The sequence below is a fragment of the Paenibacillus sp. FSL F4-0097 genome (genome assembly GCF_038593125.1).
Classification (GTDB): Bacteria; Bacillota; Bacilli; order Paenibacillales; family Paenibacillaceae; genus Paenibacillus_AQ; species Paenibacillus_AQ odorifer.
Genome location: NZ_CP151965.1, coordinates 2,388,236 through 2,404,565, shown reverse-complemented (window position 1 = coordinate 2,404,565; position 16,330 = coordinate 2,388,236). Strand labels below are relative to the sequence as shown.

The following is a 16,330-nucleotide window of genomic DNA, read 5'->3' as shown; positions in this document are numbered from 1 at the left end:
TAGGTCAACTTAAGAGGCTGTAAAGTTCTTTGTTACATTCCCGCGTAAAAATGCTATAATATATAAATTCATTTCCCTATAAGGAGGACTCTCATGTCTAAGTCCATCTCCATCTTCGATACTACATTACGCGACGGCACCCAAGGTGAAGGCATCAGTCTGTCGGCTGACGACAAGCTGAAGATTGCCAAGAAACTCGATGATCTGGGTGTGCACTATATTGAAGGTGGCATCCCGGGAAGCAACAATAAAGACATTGAATTTTTCAAAAGAGTCAAGGAGCTTCATCTGAACGCCAAAATTACAGCGTTCGGCAGCACTCGGCGTAAGAATTCCTTGGCCGAAAACGATGACAATTTAAAACGTATGATTGACGCAGGGGTTCCTGCTGCTACACTCGTCGGAAAATCTTGGGATTTCCATGTACACACTGCATTACAGACTACGCTTGAGGAGAACCTCGCCATGATCGGCGACTCCATATCCTACTTGAAACGCCAAGGCCTTGAAGTGATTTTTGATGCCGAGCATTTCTTCGACGGATACAAGAATAATCCTGAATATGCAGCAGCTGTTCTGTCCAAAGCCCGGGAAGCCGGAGCAGATTGGCTTGTAATGTGCGATACCAACGGTGGAACCTTACCTAATGAAATTCATGAGATTGTTACCGCTCTAAATCAACAATTACCCGGAGCCAATCTCGGAATTCACACTCATAATGACTGTGAGCTGGCGGTTGCCAATGCACTTAGCGCCATCGGAGCTGGAGCACGGCAAGTACAAGGTACCATTAATGGTTACGGTGAACGGTGTGGCAACGCCAACCTATGTTCTATTATTCCTACACTACAGATCAAAATGGGTTATCACTGTATTCCAGGCGATTCATTATCACAGCTTACCAACACTGCCCGCTATATTAGTGAAGTGGCCAATGTTAATCTGCCGGTAAATCAGCCTTACGTCGGAAATGCAGCTTTCGCCCACAAAGGTGGAATCCATGTCTCCGCCATCATGCGTGATTCACGGACCTATGAGCATATCGCTCCTGAGCTTGTCGGGAACAAGCAGCGTGTGCTGGTCTCCGAACTGGCTGGACAGAGCAATGTACTCTCCAAAGCGCAGGATATGGGTTTAAATCTGGATCCAAGCAGCGAGCAGGCTCGCCGGGTGATCGAGAAGATTAAAACGATGGAACATCAAGGTTATCAATTTGAAGGTGCCGATGCCTCACTGGAGCTACTCCTTCGGGAAGCTACCGGCGAGATGAATGAAACCTTTACCTTTGAATCCTTCAAGATGTTAGTTGAGAAAACCGCAGAACATCCAGTAGTATCTGAAGCGTTCGTTAAACTGAAAGTTGGCAGTGAGAATCTTTATACTGCTGCTGAAGGTAACGGTCCAGTCAACGCACTCGATAACGCGCTTCGTAAAGCATTACAGACCTATTTCCCACAATTAAAGGAAATGCATCTATCCGACTATAAAGTCCGTGTAATAGATGAACAGGATCAGACTGCAGCGAAGGTAAGGGTATTGATTGAATCCAAGAACTTCACAGACACCTGGAGTACGGTTGGTGTCTCCAGTAACGTAATTGAAGCCAGCTGGGAGGCACTTGTTGACAGTATGCGCTACGCGCTTCTCAATGAGCTCTCATTGGAGAATGAGAAGACAACCAGCAATGAACCTAGAGGCCTGGTCAATCATTAATTGATCACTTATAGACTTTTGTAAGACAAAAAAAGAAGCTTCCCAATAGTAGCGAATTCTACTTATAGGGCAGCTTCTTTTTTATTAAATAGGCTAAATAACGGACTATTACTTTAGCCCATAGACTATGGGTGGTGGGCAGTGTGCAGTGGGCGTTGAGGGATGTACGGGATGCATGGGGTGCGAGTTCGGGTGCGGGATGTGGGGGATGCGAGTGCGGGTTCGTGGCGAGGTAGAGTAATTGGGGAAAAACTCCCTGAAAATAGCCGATATTTGCTATAAATAAACAGAAACAGGGAATTCCTCCCTAAAAATTAGGGTAATTTCATTATTTTTTACCAAAACAGCTAAATTAGAGGGATATTTCCCCTAATTATTCGTTGAATGACCCGAGATCTCAAATTTATGGGGAGAAATTCCCTGCTATGAACGAATTAGTCAATTCCCCTGTTTTCCCCTTTAACTAGAGGGTTTTCAATCCCTTGGGCACAGAGACAAAATGCGAGTCGTCGGCTGGCAATCTGCTATCCGTGGGTTGGTTACCACATATTATGCCTACGTCGAAGGAGCTTCCGTAAACTAATTTCGCACGTTAGATCAGGGATCCTGTGCACAGGGAATTCACGGATTCTCCTCGAACCTTTCTCTTTGTCTCCATGCCCCAAGGATTCAAATCTTTTGGGTATGTTTTTATTTTTTTTCGTTTCACCTACGCCATTTTTCGTTCTGCCTCTACCGCAATCGACCAGATAAATCCAATTAACTCACGACCCACTGCTGCCATGGTTAAATTTCGGTGTTTCCCGCGTCTGACTAATTTTAAATACTTGCTGTGTAACCGTTCTTGGGCTTTCCACGACGTTTCATGGACATGAATACTCTGGCCCTCAAGACGCACTGCTAAATCTCCCTTGACGGCAGGGCGGTGACGGTAACTCCATGCGGACTCCACCAGTGCGCGCCGCACTCCGGAATTTCCGACTTTTGTAAGACTCCCTCTTTTGGTACTTGCTCCCGAGGAATATTCCCGTGGCACGAGTCCCAGGTAACTCATGAGCTGAGCCGGTGAACGAAAACGTTCGAAATTTCCAATCTCGACAACTAAAGTCATAGCTGTCAGCAGGGCGATTCCCCTCAGGCCTTGCAACGCTTGAATGACAGGTGCGTAAGGGCAGATCTGTGCTTCTTCTCGCATTGCGGCTTCAAGTCGCTTGATTCGCTCCTCCACTTCCCGGAGCTGTTGCAGGGATTCGGTAAATACCCGTTCTTGAGCTACATTATTAAACTTCAGCATAGAGAGCCATTCCCGGTACCTTTTGGTCCAGCGTTTTTTCATACCCTCTGGCTTGTGAATTTGGTGGCGCAATAGAAAATGAATGAGCCGTTGCCGAGCCCGATGTAGGTCTTGCCTAGCATCTTCTCGTGCACGAATGAGATCTCGTAAAGCTTCGAGTTCTGGCGTTGGCACATAGATCGCAGTCAATTCTCCAGCCCGGTGTAACTGAGCCAGTTTTTCTGCATCCCGTCGGTCGGTTTTTATGGCATCTCCGGGACGCTGTGGCATACGCGAAGGTGCAATTACCACACAGGAAATTCCCATCTTCGTCAACCAGCGGTATAAGTCGTACCCCGTAGGCCCGGCTTCATAGCAGACCTCCAGTGTAATCCCTGAACCTTTGAGTTTCCGAATCATTCGAGCCACTGCATCTGGGGTATGGGGGATGGCTCCATAATATCGTGCGGGTTCCCGACCCTCATCTGCAATCGCCACCGCAATTTTTTCTTTAGACACATCCAAACCGACGTATTTTATGGTATTCTTCATAGTAACAGCTCCTTTCGCATGTAGCTCTGTAATGGTTGTCCTTTTAACTTCCATTTTAACCTACGGTGTGCGAAACAGGGGCTGCCTTTCGTTCATCATAACTAATTGTTCTAACGCGGCTTCCTTCGGGGTTCCAGCCATTTCTGCTCCACGGTATAGTGAAATTAATGCTTGTGGTCCACTAAAGCAAATCGCGTATGACCAAAAACGCAGATCAGCGATCCTCCAATAAGAAGAATCGCTGATCTTTAGACTTTTGCTGTTTGGAGAAAAAAGCAGATCTGTCTCTTATATGGACAGCCCGCTTCATGATTCGGTAAGCTTGATTATTTTCTTTTCCAACTCTTCAGGGCTAAGAATACCTAAAATAATCTCGGAGATCACTCCATTCTTATCAATGAGCACATTGGTGGGAAAAACAGCTCCATTATATTTGCTGTACACCTCATCTTTTACATCAAACATAACCGGAAACACAAGACCGTATTTCTTGATAAAACGTTCAGCATTGGGTTTATAATCCTGACTGCTCACATTAATACCGTAAATATCTAGAACATCCTTATACTTAGTGGCCATGGTATTAAGTTCAGGAGCTTCCTGCTGGCAGGGATCACACCATGAAGCCCAGAAATTAAGGATTACCGCTTTATCTCTGGGGCCATCAACAACATAGGTAGTCCCATCTGTTCCCTGAAGTGAAAACGAAGGTGCACGCAGTCCAGCCTTAGGTCCACTCTTCATCGGCAGCTCATTTTGCTGCGCAAGCACAGCTTCTGCTTTTGGCTCACGATTATGCCACACCGCAAACACAGCAACACATACAACTATGAGCAACACTGTTATATTTAATTTGTTACTTGCTTTCATAGTCATCTGTTCCTTTACAATTGGAATAGTTTTCTACTATTGTACCCTTATTAGGTTAAATTTCAAACCATTCATATTTTACACAATAATATATACTTTTATAATAAAAAAGAGGGTTTCGTCTGCGACGAAACCCTAAAGAAGAGAGAGGGGTGAACAAATGGCAGCATTCCAGGGAAATGTCCAGCCAATAAGACTGAAATATTCCGTACAGCAAGCACTGGGGAAGCACCTGCTGTCCTGTTATCCGCATGAAGCATGCGGAGTCCTGCTGGGTGCTGCCGCAGCGGGTGGCATGCTCATTGATACTTACGTACCCTTGCGCAACGTAGCGCCAGACCCGCTGCACACCTTCACTCCCCACCCCGAAGAGTGGATTAATGTTCTTTACAACGAACCGACAATCATCGGTCTATTTCATTCCCACCCACATTCAGCACCTATCCCTTCAGTTGCCGATTATAAAGGATTAACAGCACTAGGACCTGAGTTTGCCCTCTATCTTATAGGTTCTCCCAACACCAAAGACAGCGGCAATCCAATTCTGAACGGATTTTATATTGAGCGTTTGCCTGATGACCACGGTAATTTGTCCCGCGGTTTATCCCAAGCCCCGCTTCACGTTCTACTTAAATAAGCATAGAGATCTCCCAAGGTATCCACTTGGCCGCGCTCCGAAATTTCCCGAAGGTAGATCACCCACAGCTGCGCTGTCATCTTTGCGTCTTCCAAGGCATGATGACGGCTATGAATCGGAATTTCGTGCACATATAGCAGCTCATCCAGCGAATAATTACTTCGTTGTGGCTCAAGCCAACGCGCTAACATCATCGTGTCCAGCACACGGTGTGTAAGCTGAACTTTAGAGGTTTTCCATAAAGCAGCATTAAGAAAAGCCTTATCATGTGAGCTTGCATGTGCCACCAGCACATTCTGACCTACAAAGGACATAAAATTATGAAGACCATCCATTAAGGAGGGAGCGGATTGTGTCATTTCTTCCGTAATCCCAGTCAGCCTTGTAATATCCTCCGGAATAGCCGTCTGACAGTTCACCAGTGTATAAAAGCATTCTTCTTCTTTAATCTGCTCTCCAACAACCTTGACGGCTCCAAAAGACATAATCTCATCCCCATGCTGATGGGAAAAGCCTGTCGTCTCTAAATCAAAGATCACTGTCTCTAGTTCAGACAATGGGGTATGCAGGACCTCAGGACGCCGCTTCTCTCGCATCAAAGATCGAATAAAGGCCATTTGCTGCGCAGTCTGTTGCGCAGTTTCCCCACCTCTCATCGAAGCGATAGCCGAGGGCATTCCACCTTGTCTTAGATTACTCCAGAATCCTCCGCTTTTGTTCGGCTCCCTCATGACCGCCACCTTTCCGCTGAGCGGAGCTGACGCTGCAGCGCCCGGTGAAGGCGTCTGACAAGCAGCAGGCTTTCACGCAGCTCAGACAGCAGCTGCTTATTCTTCAATTCACTCTCAGCTACATAATCACTGCTGATTAACAATCCATCCTGAACACTATATGGCGTGTTCACTCGCAACCGCATTGCTAATAAGAAAGCTCTGCGAATATCCTCTAAATGTTGATATTTCCCAAGCCTATCAAGCGCTTCAATCCGCTCTAATGTCGAGCCAGCTCTAATGCCATGTAGTAAGGACAACCGTCTAACAATGTTCACTAACGGAATATAGACCCCATACTTAACATCAAATCCGCCTGCATAATCACCAAACCGCTCTGTTAACACCTGTCCCAGTAAATTCAAAGTCGCTTTATGGCGTACTGTATTGCGAAGAACAGCATTAGACAGCTGCTCATTGTCCGGAAAGCCTTCATAGAAAGCTTCTTGCCACTTCGCTGATAACTCCACGCTTCCTGCCACATGACGCATATCAGAAGAGATAATAAGATACCGGATCGGCTCCCATTCCAACTGATTTCTCCAGCTATCAAGCTGCTCTATCCATTCAGATAATGTCTTACGCCACATAACTTGGGAGCACATCACCTTCCCCGCACATTTCTCATACCCTACTTCTTCAAGCATATCGGATAACAAAGTTCCGAAAAATTCGAAATAGCGATTTTTTTCCCCATCAGGCTCTCCTTCGACTATCAGGCCATTATCCTGATCGCTCCAAAGCGTTGCCTCCTGCCTCCCACTGCTGCCAAACACAATAAAGGAATAGGCACAGGGAGGCGGGCCATAGCCCGCCTCTTTCAACTGCGCCTCACATATGAGTACTGCGGTTTGGGCAATAAGATCATGCATAGTATTCACACGGAACATCCATTCCTCTATAGGAATAACATTCAACTGTTCGAGAAGTACTTTTTGACAGGCAACACGCCTCTCCCTAAGCTCCTCTGACGAACCGGCCAATACGATGGTCCTAAAGCTTTCTTCATTATACTCATCTGTTAACTCCATCGATGCCACACGGTCCGCCTCCCTGTCCGAGGTGAAATATTATTGTTTAAGGGTTTTGGATTCCGAATCTGCGATCAATTTCATTTGTTCAGGGTATCCGTAAGTACCATGCTCACTGATATCCAGACCCATCAATTCTTCTTCTTCTGTAACACGAAGTCCGATAGTTACCTTCATTACATATAAGATGATGAAAGAAAGAACGGCTACGAAAACAAATGTTCCAACCACACCCAGCACTTGAACCCCTAGTTGATGGAAACCGCCACCGTAGAACAACCCAGCTTCACCTACCAAGCCGCCTTTAGTAATAAGCTCAGGTACAGCGAACAGACCCGTTGAAACTGCACCCCACATCCCCGCAATACCATGCACCGAGAAAGCATAGATTGGATCATCAAGCCCTGCACGTTCCAGCCATTGGGAAGTCATGAATGTAAAAGCACCGGCTACAAAACCAATAATGATTGCTGCCCATGGATCAACGAAAGCACACGCTCCTGTGATTGCAACCAATGCAGCCAGAACACCATTCAGCATTGCTGGAATATCAGACTTACCAAAGTACAACCAAGAAGCAATCAATGCCGCCAAACCACCTGCTGCTGCTGCGATGTTCGTTGTTAGGGCTACGTGACCGAAGAAACCGCCCATTGGGGACAAAGCACTACCTGGATTGAATCCGAACCAACCAAACCAGAGGATAATAACACCGAGTACAGTAAATACTTGGTTATGACCTGGAATAATCACTGGTTTTCCTTCTTTATTAAACTTACCAAGCCGAGGCTTAAGCAATATGGTTGCTACCACTGCTGCCGTTGCACCTGTAAGATGGACAACTGTGGAACCTGCATAATCTTGCATTCCCAGCTCAGCCAACCAGCCACCGCCCCATACCCAGTGAGCTACAACTGGATAAATTACGACGGAGAACAAAATTCCGAAAATGATATACACACTTAGCTTCGCACGTTCTGCCATACCACCAGATACGATAGCCAAGGAAACTGCTGCAAAGGCCATTTGGAATAAGAATTTAACATTTAAAGTAACATCAGAAAATGCAAGTGATTCAAAAGAAGCTGCGGTTGAATCTCCTCCGTACAAGAAGCCTGTAGTACCGAAGAAGCCATTGCCGTTACCGAAACCAAGTCCAAAGCCGATAGCCCAGAAGCAAAGACTTGCGATAGCCAGGGTGAGTACTGTCTTACCTGCTACGTGCCCTGCATTCTTCATCCGAACCGAACCCGCTTCGAGCATTGCAAACCCTGCTTGCATAAAGAATACTAAAATGAATGCCAGGAAGGTAAACGCTGTGTCCAATCCGACTTGTAAGTCAACGTTCGTCGGACCGTCCGCTGCAAAAGCACTTACCGGATAAATCATCAGTGTAATCATGGCCAGTAACATCATCAACCATTTCTTTTTCATTTTTACCCCACTCCCCAATGTTATATTTTCTAACAAAGCGTGAAACTCTTAATGTCATTATAATCAGAAGTCAGGTAAATTGACAAGACTATTTTGGGAATGTTTTTATTTTATTTTATTTGAGCACACGAAATTTTCACAGTACTAATGGACTAGAGGTCCTAAAGGCCTGATTCTAGCTGCATTTTCATTAAAATAACTACGTGTACAATCTCATTTATATTACCTATATATTACCTAATTATTGAACGCATCTTTTACCAAAATCACAAAATACATAACATTTAATGTTATGTATTGGGGTAACTTATAGTTTTCATCCCCAATCATTCTTCAAATTTGATATCCCTTTGAGTTCGAGTGTATTGTATAGAAACTACAGATCACCGTTCATGAATTAACCCTTCTTTACTGCATATACTTTATGAAAGTATGACGTTTGACTGTATGGTTTCCAGTTTGTTATCATTACAGATAGCATAAGAAACCATCAATTTAGAAGATGACCGCCACTTATCGGCAGTCGTATTCAATTAGTGAGGCGAGATTAAATGGGGATATGATTTTGTATCGAATTGGAGAATTAGCTAAGGCTGCTCACATTAGTGAACGAACTATTGATTATTACACGAAACTGGGATTAATCTCCCCGGAATCTAGAAGCACCAAAAATTATCGGCTATACAGCCATGAAACCTTGGCTGCTTTAGAACGTATTACTCAATTAAAGCATGACAAGTATTCATTGGAAGAAATCAAATCTATGCTAGGCAAATGGAATGAGGCAACACCAGAAACCGACGTCTCTGATAAATTAGTCGAGTTAGAGCAGCAAATGCAGCGGCTAGAACGGGAAGTAAAAGCCCTTGAACCTCTTATAAGTGGTTTGAAGCCAGGACAGGCCAGTCGCGTACTTTCAAATCTGCTCCCTCAGGGATTAGCCTGCATGGAAGCGATCCGGCTATTGCTTACGCAAGGACCGCCAATGTAAATACCATATTTACAATACAGTGGAGGAATGCACCTATGTTTATGTACCTGTTAGTAATTATTGCCTTTCTTTTCTCATTGTGGGCACAGTTTAGAGTTAAAGGAACCTTCAGCAAATGGTCGAAGGTAGCTAATTCGAACGGCCTGACTGGATATGAAGCAGCTAGACGTATGCTCGACGCCAATGGCTTACACGATGTTCCGATTGAACCTGTAAGAGGCACACTTTCAGACCATTATGACCCCATCCACAGGGTTGTACGCTTATCAGAGCCTGTGTATTATGAAAGCTCCATCTCTGCAATCTCTGTCGCTTGTCACGAAGTAGGCCACGCGATTCAGCATAAAGTAAGTTACCCTATGTTGACACTTCGTCACCGGATGTTCCCGGTAGTTAATTTCGCATCAGGTGTCGCGCCTTTCATGCTGATGGCAGGTTTCATCTTCGGTTACTTTAATCTTATAGGCTTGGGTATCATTTTCTTCTCAGCTGCTGTTGCATTCCAGCTCGTAACCCTGCCTGTAGAATTCAACGCCAGTAACCGGGCTCGTCAGGTCATGGTAGAACAAGGTTTCATCCGTAACGAAGAAGAACGCGGAGTAGCAAAGGTTCTCAACGCCGCTGCATTAACTTATGTTGCCGCTGCTCTAGTATCCTTGCTTGAACTGCTTCGCTTAATCACCGTCTTTTTAGGCAACCGCGACTAATATCGCATACCTCTAAACAACAAAAACCCCGGAAGGCTAAGAGCCGACCGGGGTATTATTTTGTCTAGCTTTAAAGTAGGAGATTAAAAAAGTCCGAAAGGAACGTGCCACCAGCGGCAATTTACTATCTGTACGGTAGATCAAGCCAACCGTTCTCGTCACCGCAGGCTCCACAACCCTCACCTGAGCTGGTTGAAGAGGATTCGTCTGATAGAACGCCATCTCCGGAAGCAGGCTTACACCCATCCCTGCGGCCACCAAACCACGAATGGTATCGGTCTCTCCGCCTTCAAATGCAATCTGCGGTTGAAATCCCGCCTGCAAGCAAGCTTGCCAAACGATAGGTCTTAACGAATAGCCTTGGCTGAATAGAACAAACTTCTCTTTTTGCAGCTGTTCCAACCGGATCTCAGACTCTCCTGCCAACCTGTGATTCTGAGGAAGAATCGCAAACAACTCTTCAGTCATTACAATATCCCCCGAGACATGCTCATCATTCTCCGGAAAAGGCGAAATGAAAGTTAAGTCCACTTCTCCAGACAATACGTCTTTTATCAAAGAAGGGTAAGATCCTTGTTTAAAACGAAATTTGACATGAGGATAATATTTACGAAAATCTGCAACGATAGTCGGGATGAGATGTGTACCAAGACTATGCGGGAATCCGATCCGAATCTCTCCACGCTCAGGATCCAGAAATTCATGCACCTCATTTACCGAATGCTCCAGCTCCTTAAGGATACTCTCAACCTTCTTGCAAAAGAGCTGTCCAACAGGCGTAAGCTGCAGATTGCGCCCTTTTTGCATGAATAGATCAACCCCAAGCTCTTGCTCCAGCTGATGAATCTGACGGCTTACCGCAGACTGCGCTACATGAAGCTCTTCTGCCGCTCTTGTTACGTGTTCTTTTTGAGCTACCTTTAAAAAATATTGCAGCTGTCTTAGCTCCACTCCATCATCGCCCCTGTCTTAGGCTTTTTTTGAATATACGAATAATTAGCCCATATACGAAAAAGCCAGAAACCAAACCTCCGAGATGTGCAACCCAATTCACATTCGGTGTAGCAAACGACATAATGATCCCGATCATTAGCAATCCGTATAAAGTCTTACGCGAGCCCTCATCCATCATCGCCCGTTGAATAACGGCAATGTATAAAAATGCACCATAAATGGCGTAGATTGCTCCAGAAGCGCCAACCGAAACCGTACCAACCTCTACTACTGAGCGAGCACTAATCGCAATTGTAAGCACATTTGCCAGAAATCCGCCCACCAGATAGAGCAGCGCATAACGCCACCAGCCCAGCAATCGCTCCAGAGGCGGTGCAAACACCAGGAGAGCGAAGCAATTAAAGAACAGATGGGAAAACCCATTATGTAAAAAAATAGCGGCCAGATAGCGCCACAGTTCCTCTTTGTACGGACTCACATCAACTATAGCACCAAAATCAACAAGCGTTTGAATATTTGTTGATCCTCCGTTAACTGCCATCAGGATAAACATGATCACATTGGCCAATATGAGCAGACAGGTTACCGGATAATACCGGACATAACTTTTCCAATTTTCGTACCGAATAAATATCATAACACCCATCCCTTTACATATATATCTTGTCCGGTTGGACATCTTCCTGCTATTAAGATTATAATTTATTGTGGCAGTAAGAATCCAATATTATAATTCGAGGAGGAAAACAAGGATATGACGCAAGAAAAAACAGGCGTAGCTACTTTTAAAGGCAACCCCATCACTCTCGTAGGACCTAAGCTAACAACTGGTGATCCTGCACCCGATTTTGTTCTGAGCAAGAATCTCCTGGAAGACGTGTCTCTAAGTGATTATGCCGGTAAAATCAAGCTGATCAGTGTTGTCCCTTCTCTTGATACCGGGGTATGTGACGCACAGACCCGCCGGTTCAACAGTGAAGCCGCAGAGCTTGGTGACGATGTGGTAATTCTCACTGTAAGCACGGACCTGCCGTTTGCCCAAGCTCGTTGGTGCGGTGCTGCCGGCATCGATCGAGTTGTTACTCTATCCGATCACAAAGCAACCTCATTCGGACAAGCCTATGGTGTGCTGATTAAAGAATTCCGCTTAGATATGCGCTCCATTTTTGTTCTGGATAAGAACGACAAGATCGTATATGTTGAATATTTGAGTGAAATGACCGAGCACCCTAACTATGAAGATGCTATTGCTGCTGTGAAGAAGCTGCTCTAATTCTCCAATCAGTAGCGGTTATTACAACAATACTTAATAATCTCTGTTAAAAAAGCGGCAGAAGGTCCATCCTTCTCCCGCTTTTTTTGTAATAGAAAGATTTATCGATAACACACTGAGCAGCTCACCGTTTACGTAAACGCATTCATACTATCCCTAAGCAAGAAGGGTTTGACGGGCCTCTAAAAATCAGTCTGCTTTGTATTTTCCTAATTTTTTGTCCAAAGATGCATACAAGCGTTGAATCACACGGTAATTCGCCCCGAGATCACCAAGTGAACCTCTAGATGCAGAATACATATCTACACCACAACGAACAGGCGTCGTATTAAGCACCGATACCGTAATGTCCAGCGTACGGCCAAATGCCGTTCTCTTCTCAAGAGTAATCTCACCTACAGACTCCACTTCGTGAAGCACCTTAAATCCAGGAACTTTCTTTAAAGTCGATGAAACTTCTTCCCATGCTTTGTCTTTAGTTAGATTGTAATAACGCGTTTTTAATGTCGGATCTTTGGCGCGGTCGCTTGTTCCATCATGACTGCGGAATAAGCCAACCAAGGTTCTTTTTAACGACAAAATTCTTCCCCCTCTACAAATCCCAAGTTCATTATTCTAAGTGTAACACTCTTGTCTCAGGAACAAAAGGGTATAACTCACTTTCCCTTTATTCCAGACATACAAAAAAGCGCCCGCTCCCATTATTCACGGGAAACAGGGCGCCTTGGCTTAAACAAGAGAAAACCCGCTTATGCCGTCCGGCTACAGTGTCTTCTGAACCTGCTAGAGCAGGTGGGTGATCGCAGAAAACGTTTTTGAATTCCCCAAGTCATATAGACAGGGCGGTTCAGCTGCGCTTCGTGTAGATCTCCCAAGACATTATCATTGGTTCAAAACAACGAGTAACCGTAACGTACATCGCAGGATTTGTTATTATTATATTGCGTTTTAACGAAAAAGTAAACCTGTATGCGCTTTATTTTTACACAGGAATTAATTACCTGGAAATATCCAACGCTAATCCAGTTTTTGTTAAATGCGTTTGGTGTCCTTTTCATCAATTTCATCCTCGTAGTCATCATCATCGTCGTCATCGTCGTCATATTCATTCCGATTGTTCAATGCTGCTGCTTCTGCTTCTTCCTGCTCTTTCAGCTTCTTCTTTTCTACTTGCAGCTGTAGCTTATTATAAGTAGCGTAGAAGTTAAAGAAGGCCGTCATTGCAATCAACGTTGGAATACAAATGAAATAAAGAGCCGGATATCTAAGACCGATATAAACAAGAACTGCGGCTGCAATCAATGTAGAGAACACACGAATTGGGCGTGCTATAGTCAGCAATATAGAATTGGTCATCACTTGCTTGAAGCCCATTTGGTAATGAACCACAATGGAAAAGAAGTTAAACATGGATACCGACAAAAGTATCATCAGCACCAACATCAAAATACCAACAATTCTGAAGTTAGGCATTTGTGTCATGTAAACTGTTACATCAACGTACATAACAACGAACATCAATGTATAGATAACTCCTCCGAGCATACTTTTTACATAGTTCTCTTTATACCCCTGAAAAAATGTACGAAAAGTTCCTACATCCGTATTCCCCATTACCCATTTACGCACTACGGTAAATAAAGCGGCTGAAGCTGGAAACACCGTAAAGGGCGCTAAAATCCCCATTGCCCAGTTCAATGTAATTTGCTCGTTCGCTCCACCTGCGCCTGTCCCTAACATAATCATCTTTAAAACACCAAAAAACAAAAACGGGGCGGAACATAGTGCCCATAAGATATTACTGCCTGCGATACGTGAAATCCATTCTGTCACGCGGTATAAGCCGCCCATTGCTCCTTTAAACTCCAATTCCCTTCCTCCTCTGTCTCTTACATACTACATATCTTAACTATACCTCATTTGACCTCCTCATTTCCATAGCCCAACTTTCTGAATTATAGACTATCGTCTATACGTAAAGCCTTTATAGTCCATATATTAGGATTGTAACCATAAGAAATACCAAAATCCCCACATTCTAAAGGAGGTTATCTCATGTCTACACCTGTTGGCTTCGGCGGTTGGACTTCTACAGGCACGATCCTCGTATTGTTTATCTTGCTCGTTATCATCACTCGTACATTCGGATACTAATATCACACAAAACAAATTCGCGCCCTACTAAGGACATAACAATTCACCAAACATCCTTATATTTCAGCAAAAAGAAGACGAGAACCGCAATGCGGCATCTCGTCTTCTTTGGTATCTTGACGAAGTATTAATTATCGAAATCTTCACGTTTTGCAGGACGAGTGCTCGTGCTGCTTGGACGAGTGTATGGTTTACGCTCTGCGCTGCGGTTTGCACCACCGTCACGAGCTGGTGCGCCATCACGGTTGCCTTTATAGCCACCGCCATAGCCGCCACTGCCGCTACCGTAGTTGCTGCCACCGCTGCTATAGCCACCACGACTACCGCCACCGTTATTATCACGGTTACCACGGTATCCGCCACCGCTACCGCTGCCACCGGAAGTACCACGGTTTCCGCCATAACCACCATTAGGTTTACGGCCACTGCGGATATCGTTTTTGCCACCACGACGTTTAGCACGAATTGGATCTTCAGGAGTCAATTCAATTGCGGAATCCTTCTTGTCGCCAGTGAGAAGCTTCATAGCTGCGGACAACAATTGTACGGAATCATATTGCTCAAGCAATTGAATAGAAATTCCTTTGTACTCGTTCAACTCTCCGCTTTCTACCACTTCAAGCAAACGCTCAGCAGTAACGCGTTGTTTACCTTCAATAGCTTCAGCCATTGTTGGCAAAGGTTTACGAGTAATCCGGTGACGAGTAACACGTTCGATCAAATGCAGGTGATCGATTTCGCGTGGAGTAACGAATGACCAAGCCGTACCTTCTTTACCTGCGCGTCCTGTACGACCAATACGGTGTACATAGCTTTCAGGATCTTGTGGCAAGTCAAAGTTAATTACGTGAGTTACGCCGGATACGTCCAGACCACGTGCCGCTACGTCAGTAGCTACCAGCACGTCAATGCTGCCATCACGGAATTTACGCATTACAGCATCACGTTGGTTCTGTGACAAGTCACCATGCAATCCATCAGCAGAATATCCGCGTTTTTGCAAAGCTTCAGCAAGCTCATCAACCCGGCGCTTAGTACGTCCGAATACGATAGCTAATTCAGGTGATTCCATATCAATCAAACGACTAAGAGCTTCAAACTTTTGACGCTCAGGCACTTCCACATAAGCTTGATCAATCAGTGGGGCACTGATTTGTTTCGGAATAACGGAGACATGTTGCGGGTTGTTAAGAAATTGTTGAGCTAGGCGTTGAATGTTTGGTGGCATTGTAGCAGAGAACAACATGGTTTGACGTTCTACAGGAACGAGCTTCAGGATAGTCTGAATATCTTCCATAAAGCCCATATCCAGCATTTCATCTGCTTCATCCAATACAACGGTTTGAACATCATCCAAACGGATCGTTTTACGGTTGATGTGATCGAGCAAACGACCAGGTGTACCAATAATGATTTGTGGTTTCTTTTTCAATCCACGGATTTGACGTCCAATATCCTGTCCGCCATAAATCGCCAACGAGCGAAGACCTTTGAAACGGCTTAGTTTGCCAATTTCTTCTGACACTTGGATGGCCAACTCACGTGTTGGTGCCATAATAAGGGCCAAGATTTTTTCGTCTTCACGGTTAATCTTCGAAATGAGGGGGATACCAAAAGCAGCAGTCTTACCTGTACCAGTCTGAGCTTGACCGATCAGATCCGACCCAGTCAATGCTAATGGGATCGACTGTTCCTGTATCGGTGTTGCCTCCTCAAATCCTAACTCTGTGATTGCTTGTAGCACTTTTGGCTCCAAGCCAAATTCTGCGAATGTTTTCAAATTATTCATGCTCCTTCTATACAGTGGACATTCCACATGCTTGTCTGTATTCTTAAGTAGCGGTAAACACATTTATAGGCTGTCCAATCATGCTCTATTTTCTGCATGATATAGCGCTTTTGGGACGAAAAGCCTCCCTAATCATCAGGTACCTTGTTGTACCTGAGCAACTGTAGCTTTACATCCGATGC

Annotated in this window: 16 protein-coding genes and 1 other RNA gene; 6 read left to right on the top strand and 11 right to left on the bottom strand. The window is 44.8% G+C overall.

From position 1 onward, the window contains the following. Positions 1 to 93: 93 nt before the first annotated feature. The gene (gene cimA / locus MHH86_RS10670; protein ID WP_076223248.1) at positions 94 to 1,713 is read left to right on the top strand and encodes a citramalate synthase; all 1,620 of its coding nucleotides are present in this window, start codon (positions 94 to 96) and stop codon (positions 1,711 to 1,713) included. A gap of 709 nt (positions 1,714 to 2,422) precedes the next feature. Here the strand turns inward: cimA and MHH86_RS10665 are convergent. Both MHH86_RS10665 and MHH86_RS10660 read right to left on the bottom strand, forming a co-directional pair. Continuing rightward, entirely contained in the window at positions 2,423 to 3,538 is a 1,116-nt protein-coding gene (locus MHH86_RS10665; RefSeq protein ID WP_036683961.1) for an IS110 family transposase, read from the bottom strand. A 306-nt stretch (positions 3,539 to 3,844) separates the two neighbouring features. Then, positions 3,845 to 4,414, bottom strand: coding sequence for a TlpA disulfide reductase family protein (locus MHH86_RS10660; RefSeq protein ID WP_256717338.1), 570 nt, complete (start codon positions 4,412 to 4,414; stop codon positions 3,845 to 3,847). A 154-nt stretch (positions 4,415 to 4,568) separates the two neighbouring features. On the opposite strand from MHH86_RS10660, the gene MHH86_RS10655 reads away from it, so the two are divergent. Next, positions 4,569 to 5,045 (top strand): M67 family metallopeptidase, encoded by a 477-nt coding sequence (locus MHH86_RS10655; protein ID WP_051491608.1) that lies wholly within the window; start codon positions 4,569 to 4,571, stop codon positions 5,043 to 5,045. Here MHH86_RS10655 and MHH86_RS10650 read toward each other — a convergent pair. The 3 genes from MHH86_RS10650 to MHH86_RS10640 are packed head-to-tail and all read right to left on the bottom strand — an operon-like array spanning position 5,027 to position 8,280. Beyond that, positions 5,027 to 5,776, bottom strand: a complete 750-nt coding sequence (locus tag MHH86_RS10650) for an exonuclease domain-containing protein (RefSeq protein ID WP_076223250.1) — start codon at positions 5,774 to 5,776, stop codon at positions 5,027 to 5,029. The two genes, MHH86_RS10655 and MHH86_RS10650, sit on opposite strands and share 19 nt — an antisense overlap. Beyond that, entirely contained in the window at positions 5,773 to 6,846 is a 1,074-nt protein-coding gene (locus MHH86_RS10645) for a DUF294 nucleotidyltransferase-like domain-containing protein (RefSeq protein WP_076098509.1), read from the bottom strand. The genes MHH86_RS10650 and MHH86_RS10645 overlap by 4 nt, the downstream gene beginning before the upstream one ends. Before the next feature lie 39 nt (positions 6,847 to 6,885). Continuing rightward, a complete protein-coding gene (locus MHH86_RS10640) occupies positions 6,886 to 8,280 on the bottom strand; it encodes an ammonium transporter (protein WP_036689307.1) in 1,395 nt (464 codons plus the stop codon). Between the two features lie 559 nt (positions 8,281 to 8,839). Between MHH86_RS10640 and MHH86_RS10635 the strand changes: the two genes are divergently transcribed. Next, positions 8,840 to 9,271, top strand: a complete 432-nt coding sequence (locus MHH86_RS10635) for a MerR family transcriptional regulator (RefSeq protein WP_036689305.1) — start codon at positions 8,840 to 8,842, stop codon at positions 9,269 to 9,271. Positions 9,272 to 9,306: 35 nt separating this feature from the next. Continuing rightward, positions 9,307 to 9,978, top strand: coding sequence for a zinc metallopeptidase (locus tag MHH86_RS10630; RefSeq protein ID WP_036689302.1), 672 nt, complete (start codon positions 9,307 to 9,309; stop codon positions 9,976 to 9,978). A gap of 36 nt (positions 9,979 to 10,014) precedes the next feature. Here the strand turns inward: MHH86_RS10630 and MHH86_RS10625 are convergent, their stop codons facing one another. Together MHH86_RS10625 and MHH86_RS10620 are read right to left on the bottom strand one after the other, a co-directional pair. Next, the gene (locus tag MHH86_RS10625) at positions 10,015 to 10,929 is read right to left on the bottom strand and encodes a LysR family transcriptional regulator (protein ID WP_036689300.1); all 915 of its coding nucleotides are present in this window, start codon (positions 10,927 to 10,929) and stop codon (positions 10,015 to 10,017) included. Positions 10,930 to 10,933: 4 nt separating this feature from the next. Next, a complete protein-coding gene (locus MHH86_RS10620; RefSeq protein ID WP_036689651.1) occupies positions 10,934 to 11,569 on the bottom strand; it encodes a rhomboid family intramembrane serine protease in 636 nt (211 codons plus the stop codon). Positions 11,570 to 11,686: 117 nt separating this feature from the next. Here MHH86_RS10620 and tpx point away from each other — a divergent pair, with 117 nt between their 5' ends. After that, entirely contained in the window at positions 11,687 to 12,205 is a 519-nt protein-coding gene (tpx, locus tag MHH86_RS10615) for a thiol peroxidase (RefSeq protein WP_036689298.1), read from the top strand. 189 nt (positions 12,206 to 12,394) lie between these two features. Here the strand turns inward: tpx and MHH86_RS10610 are convergent, their stop codons facing one another. The 3 genes from MHH86_RS10610 to MHH86_RS10600 all read right to left on the bottom strand — a co-directional run bounded on the left by MHH86_RS10610 (position 12,395) and on the right by MHH86_RS10600 (position 14,074). Then, a complete protein-coding gene (locus MHH86_RS10610) occupies positions 12,395 to 12,784 on the bottom strand; it encodes a DUF1499 domain-containing protein (protein ID WP_036689295.1) in 390 nt (129 codons plus the stop codon). 159 nt (positions 12,785 to 12,943) lie between these two features. Continuing rightward, a non-coding RNA gene (gene ssrS / locus MHH86_RS10605) (6S RNA) lies at positions 12,944 to 13,135 on the bottom strand. Between the two features lie 102 nt (positions 13,136 to 13,237). Next, positions 13,238 to 14,074 (bottom strand): DUF624 domain-containing protein, encoded by an 837-nt coding sequence (locus MHH86_RS10600; RefSeq protein WP_076143302.1) that lies wholly within the window; start codon positions 14,072 to 14,074, stop codon positions 13,238 to 13,240. A gap of 186 nt (positions 14,075 to 14,260) precedes the next feature. Between MHH86_RS10600 and MHH86_RS10595 the strand changes: the two genes are divergently transcribed. Further along, positions 14,261 to 14,359, top strand: a complete 99-nt coding sequence (locus tag MHH86_RS10595) for a hypothetical protein (protein ID WP_036689290.1) — start codon at positions 14,261 to 14,263, stop codon at positions 14,357 to 14,359. A gap of 127 nt (positions 14,360 to 14,486) precedes the next feature. Here the strand turns inward: MHH86_RS10595 and MHH86_RS10590 are convergent, their stop codons facing one another. After that, entirely contained in the window at positions 14,487 to 16,139 is a 1,653-nt protein-coding gene (locus MHH86_RS10590) for a DEAD/DEAH box helicase (protein ID WP_036689288.1), read from the bottom strand. Between the last annotated feature and the right edge of the window lie 191 nt (positions 16,140 to 16,330).

Coding starts and splice junctions, on each gene's coding strand:
- MHH86_RS10665 (WP_036683961.1), bottom strand. CDS start 3,538: ATGAAGAATACCATAAAATACGTCGGTTTGGATGTGTCTAAAGAAAAA.
- MHH86_RS10660 (WP_256717338.1), bottom strand. CDS start 4,414: ATGACTATGAAAGCAAGTAACAAATTAAATATAACAGTGTTGCTCATA.
- MHH86_RS10655 (WP_051491608.1), top strand. CDS start 4,569: ATGGCAGCATTCCAGGGAAATGTCCAGCCAATAAGACTGAAATATTCC.
- MHH86_RS10595 (WP_036689290.1), top strand. CDS start 14,261: ATGTCTACACCTGTTGGCTTCGGCGGTTGGACTTCTACAGGCACGATC.
- MHH86_RS10640 (WP_036689307.1), bottom strand. CDS start 8,280: ATGAAAAAGAAATGGTTGATGATGTTACTGGCCATGATTACACTGATG.
- MHH86_RS10630 (WP_036689302.1), top strand. CDS start 9,307: ATGTTTATGTACCTGTTAGTAATTATTGCCTTTCTTTTCTCATTGTGG.
- MHH86_RS10650 (WP_076223250.1), bottom strand. CDS start 5,776: ATGAGGGAGCCGAACAAAAGCGGAGGATTCTGGAGTAATCTAAGACAA.
- cimA (WP_076223248.1), top strand. CDS start 94: ATGTCTAAGTCCATCTCCATCTTCGATACTACATTACGCGACGGCACC.
- MHH86_RS10635 (WP_036689305.1), top strand. CDS start 8,840: ATGATTTTGTATCGAATTGGAGAATTAGCTAAGGCTGCTCACATTAGT.
- tpx (WP_036689298.1), top strand. CDS start 11,687: ATGACGCAAGAAAAAACAGGCGTAGCTACTTTTAAAGGCAACCCCATC.
- MHH86_RS10620 (WP_036689651.1), bottom strand. CDS start 11,569: ATGATATTTATTCGGTACGAAAATTGGAAAAGTTATGTCCGGTATTAT.
- MHH86_RS10645 (WP_076098509.1), bottom strand. CDS start 6,846: ATGGAGTTAACAGATGAGTATAATGAAGAAAGCTTTAGGACCATCGTA.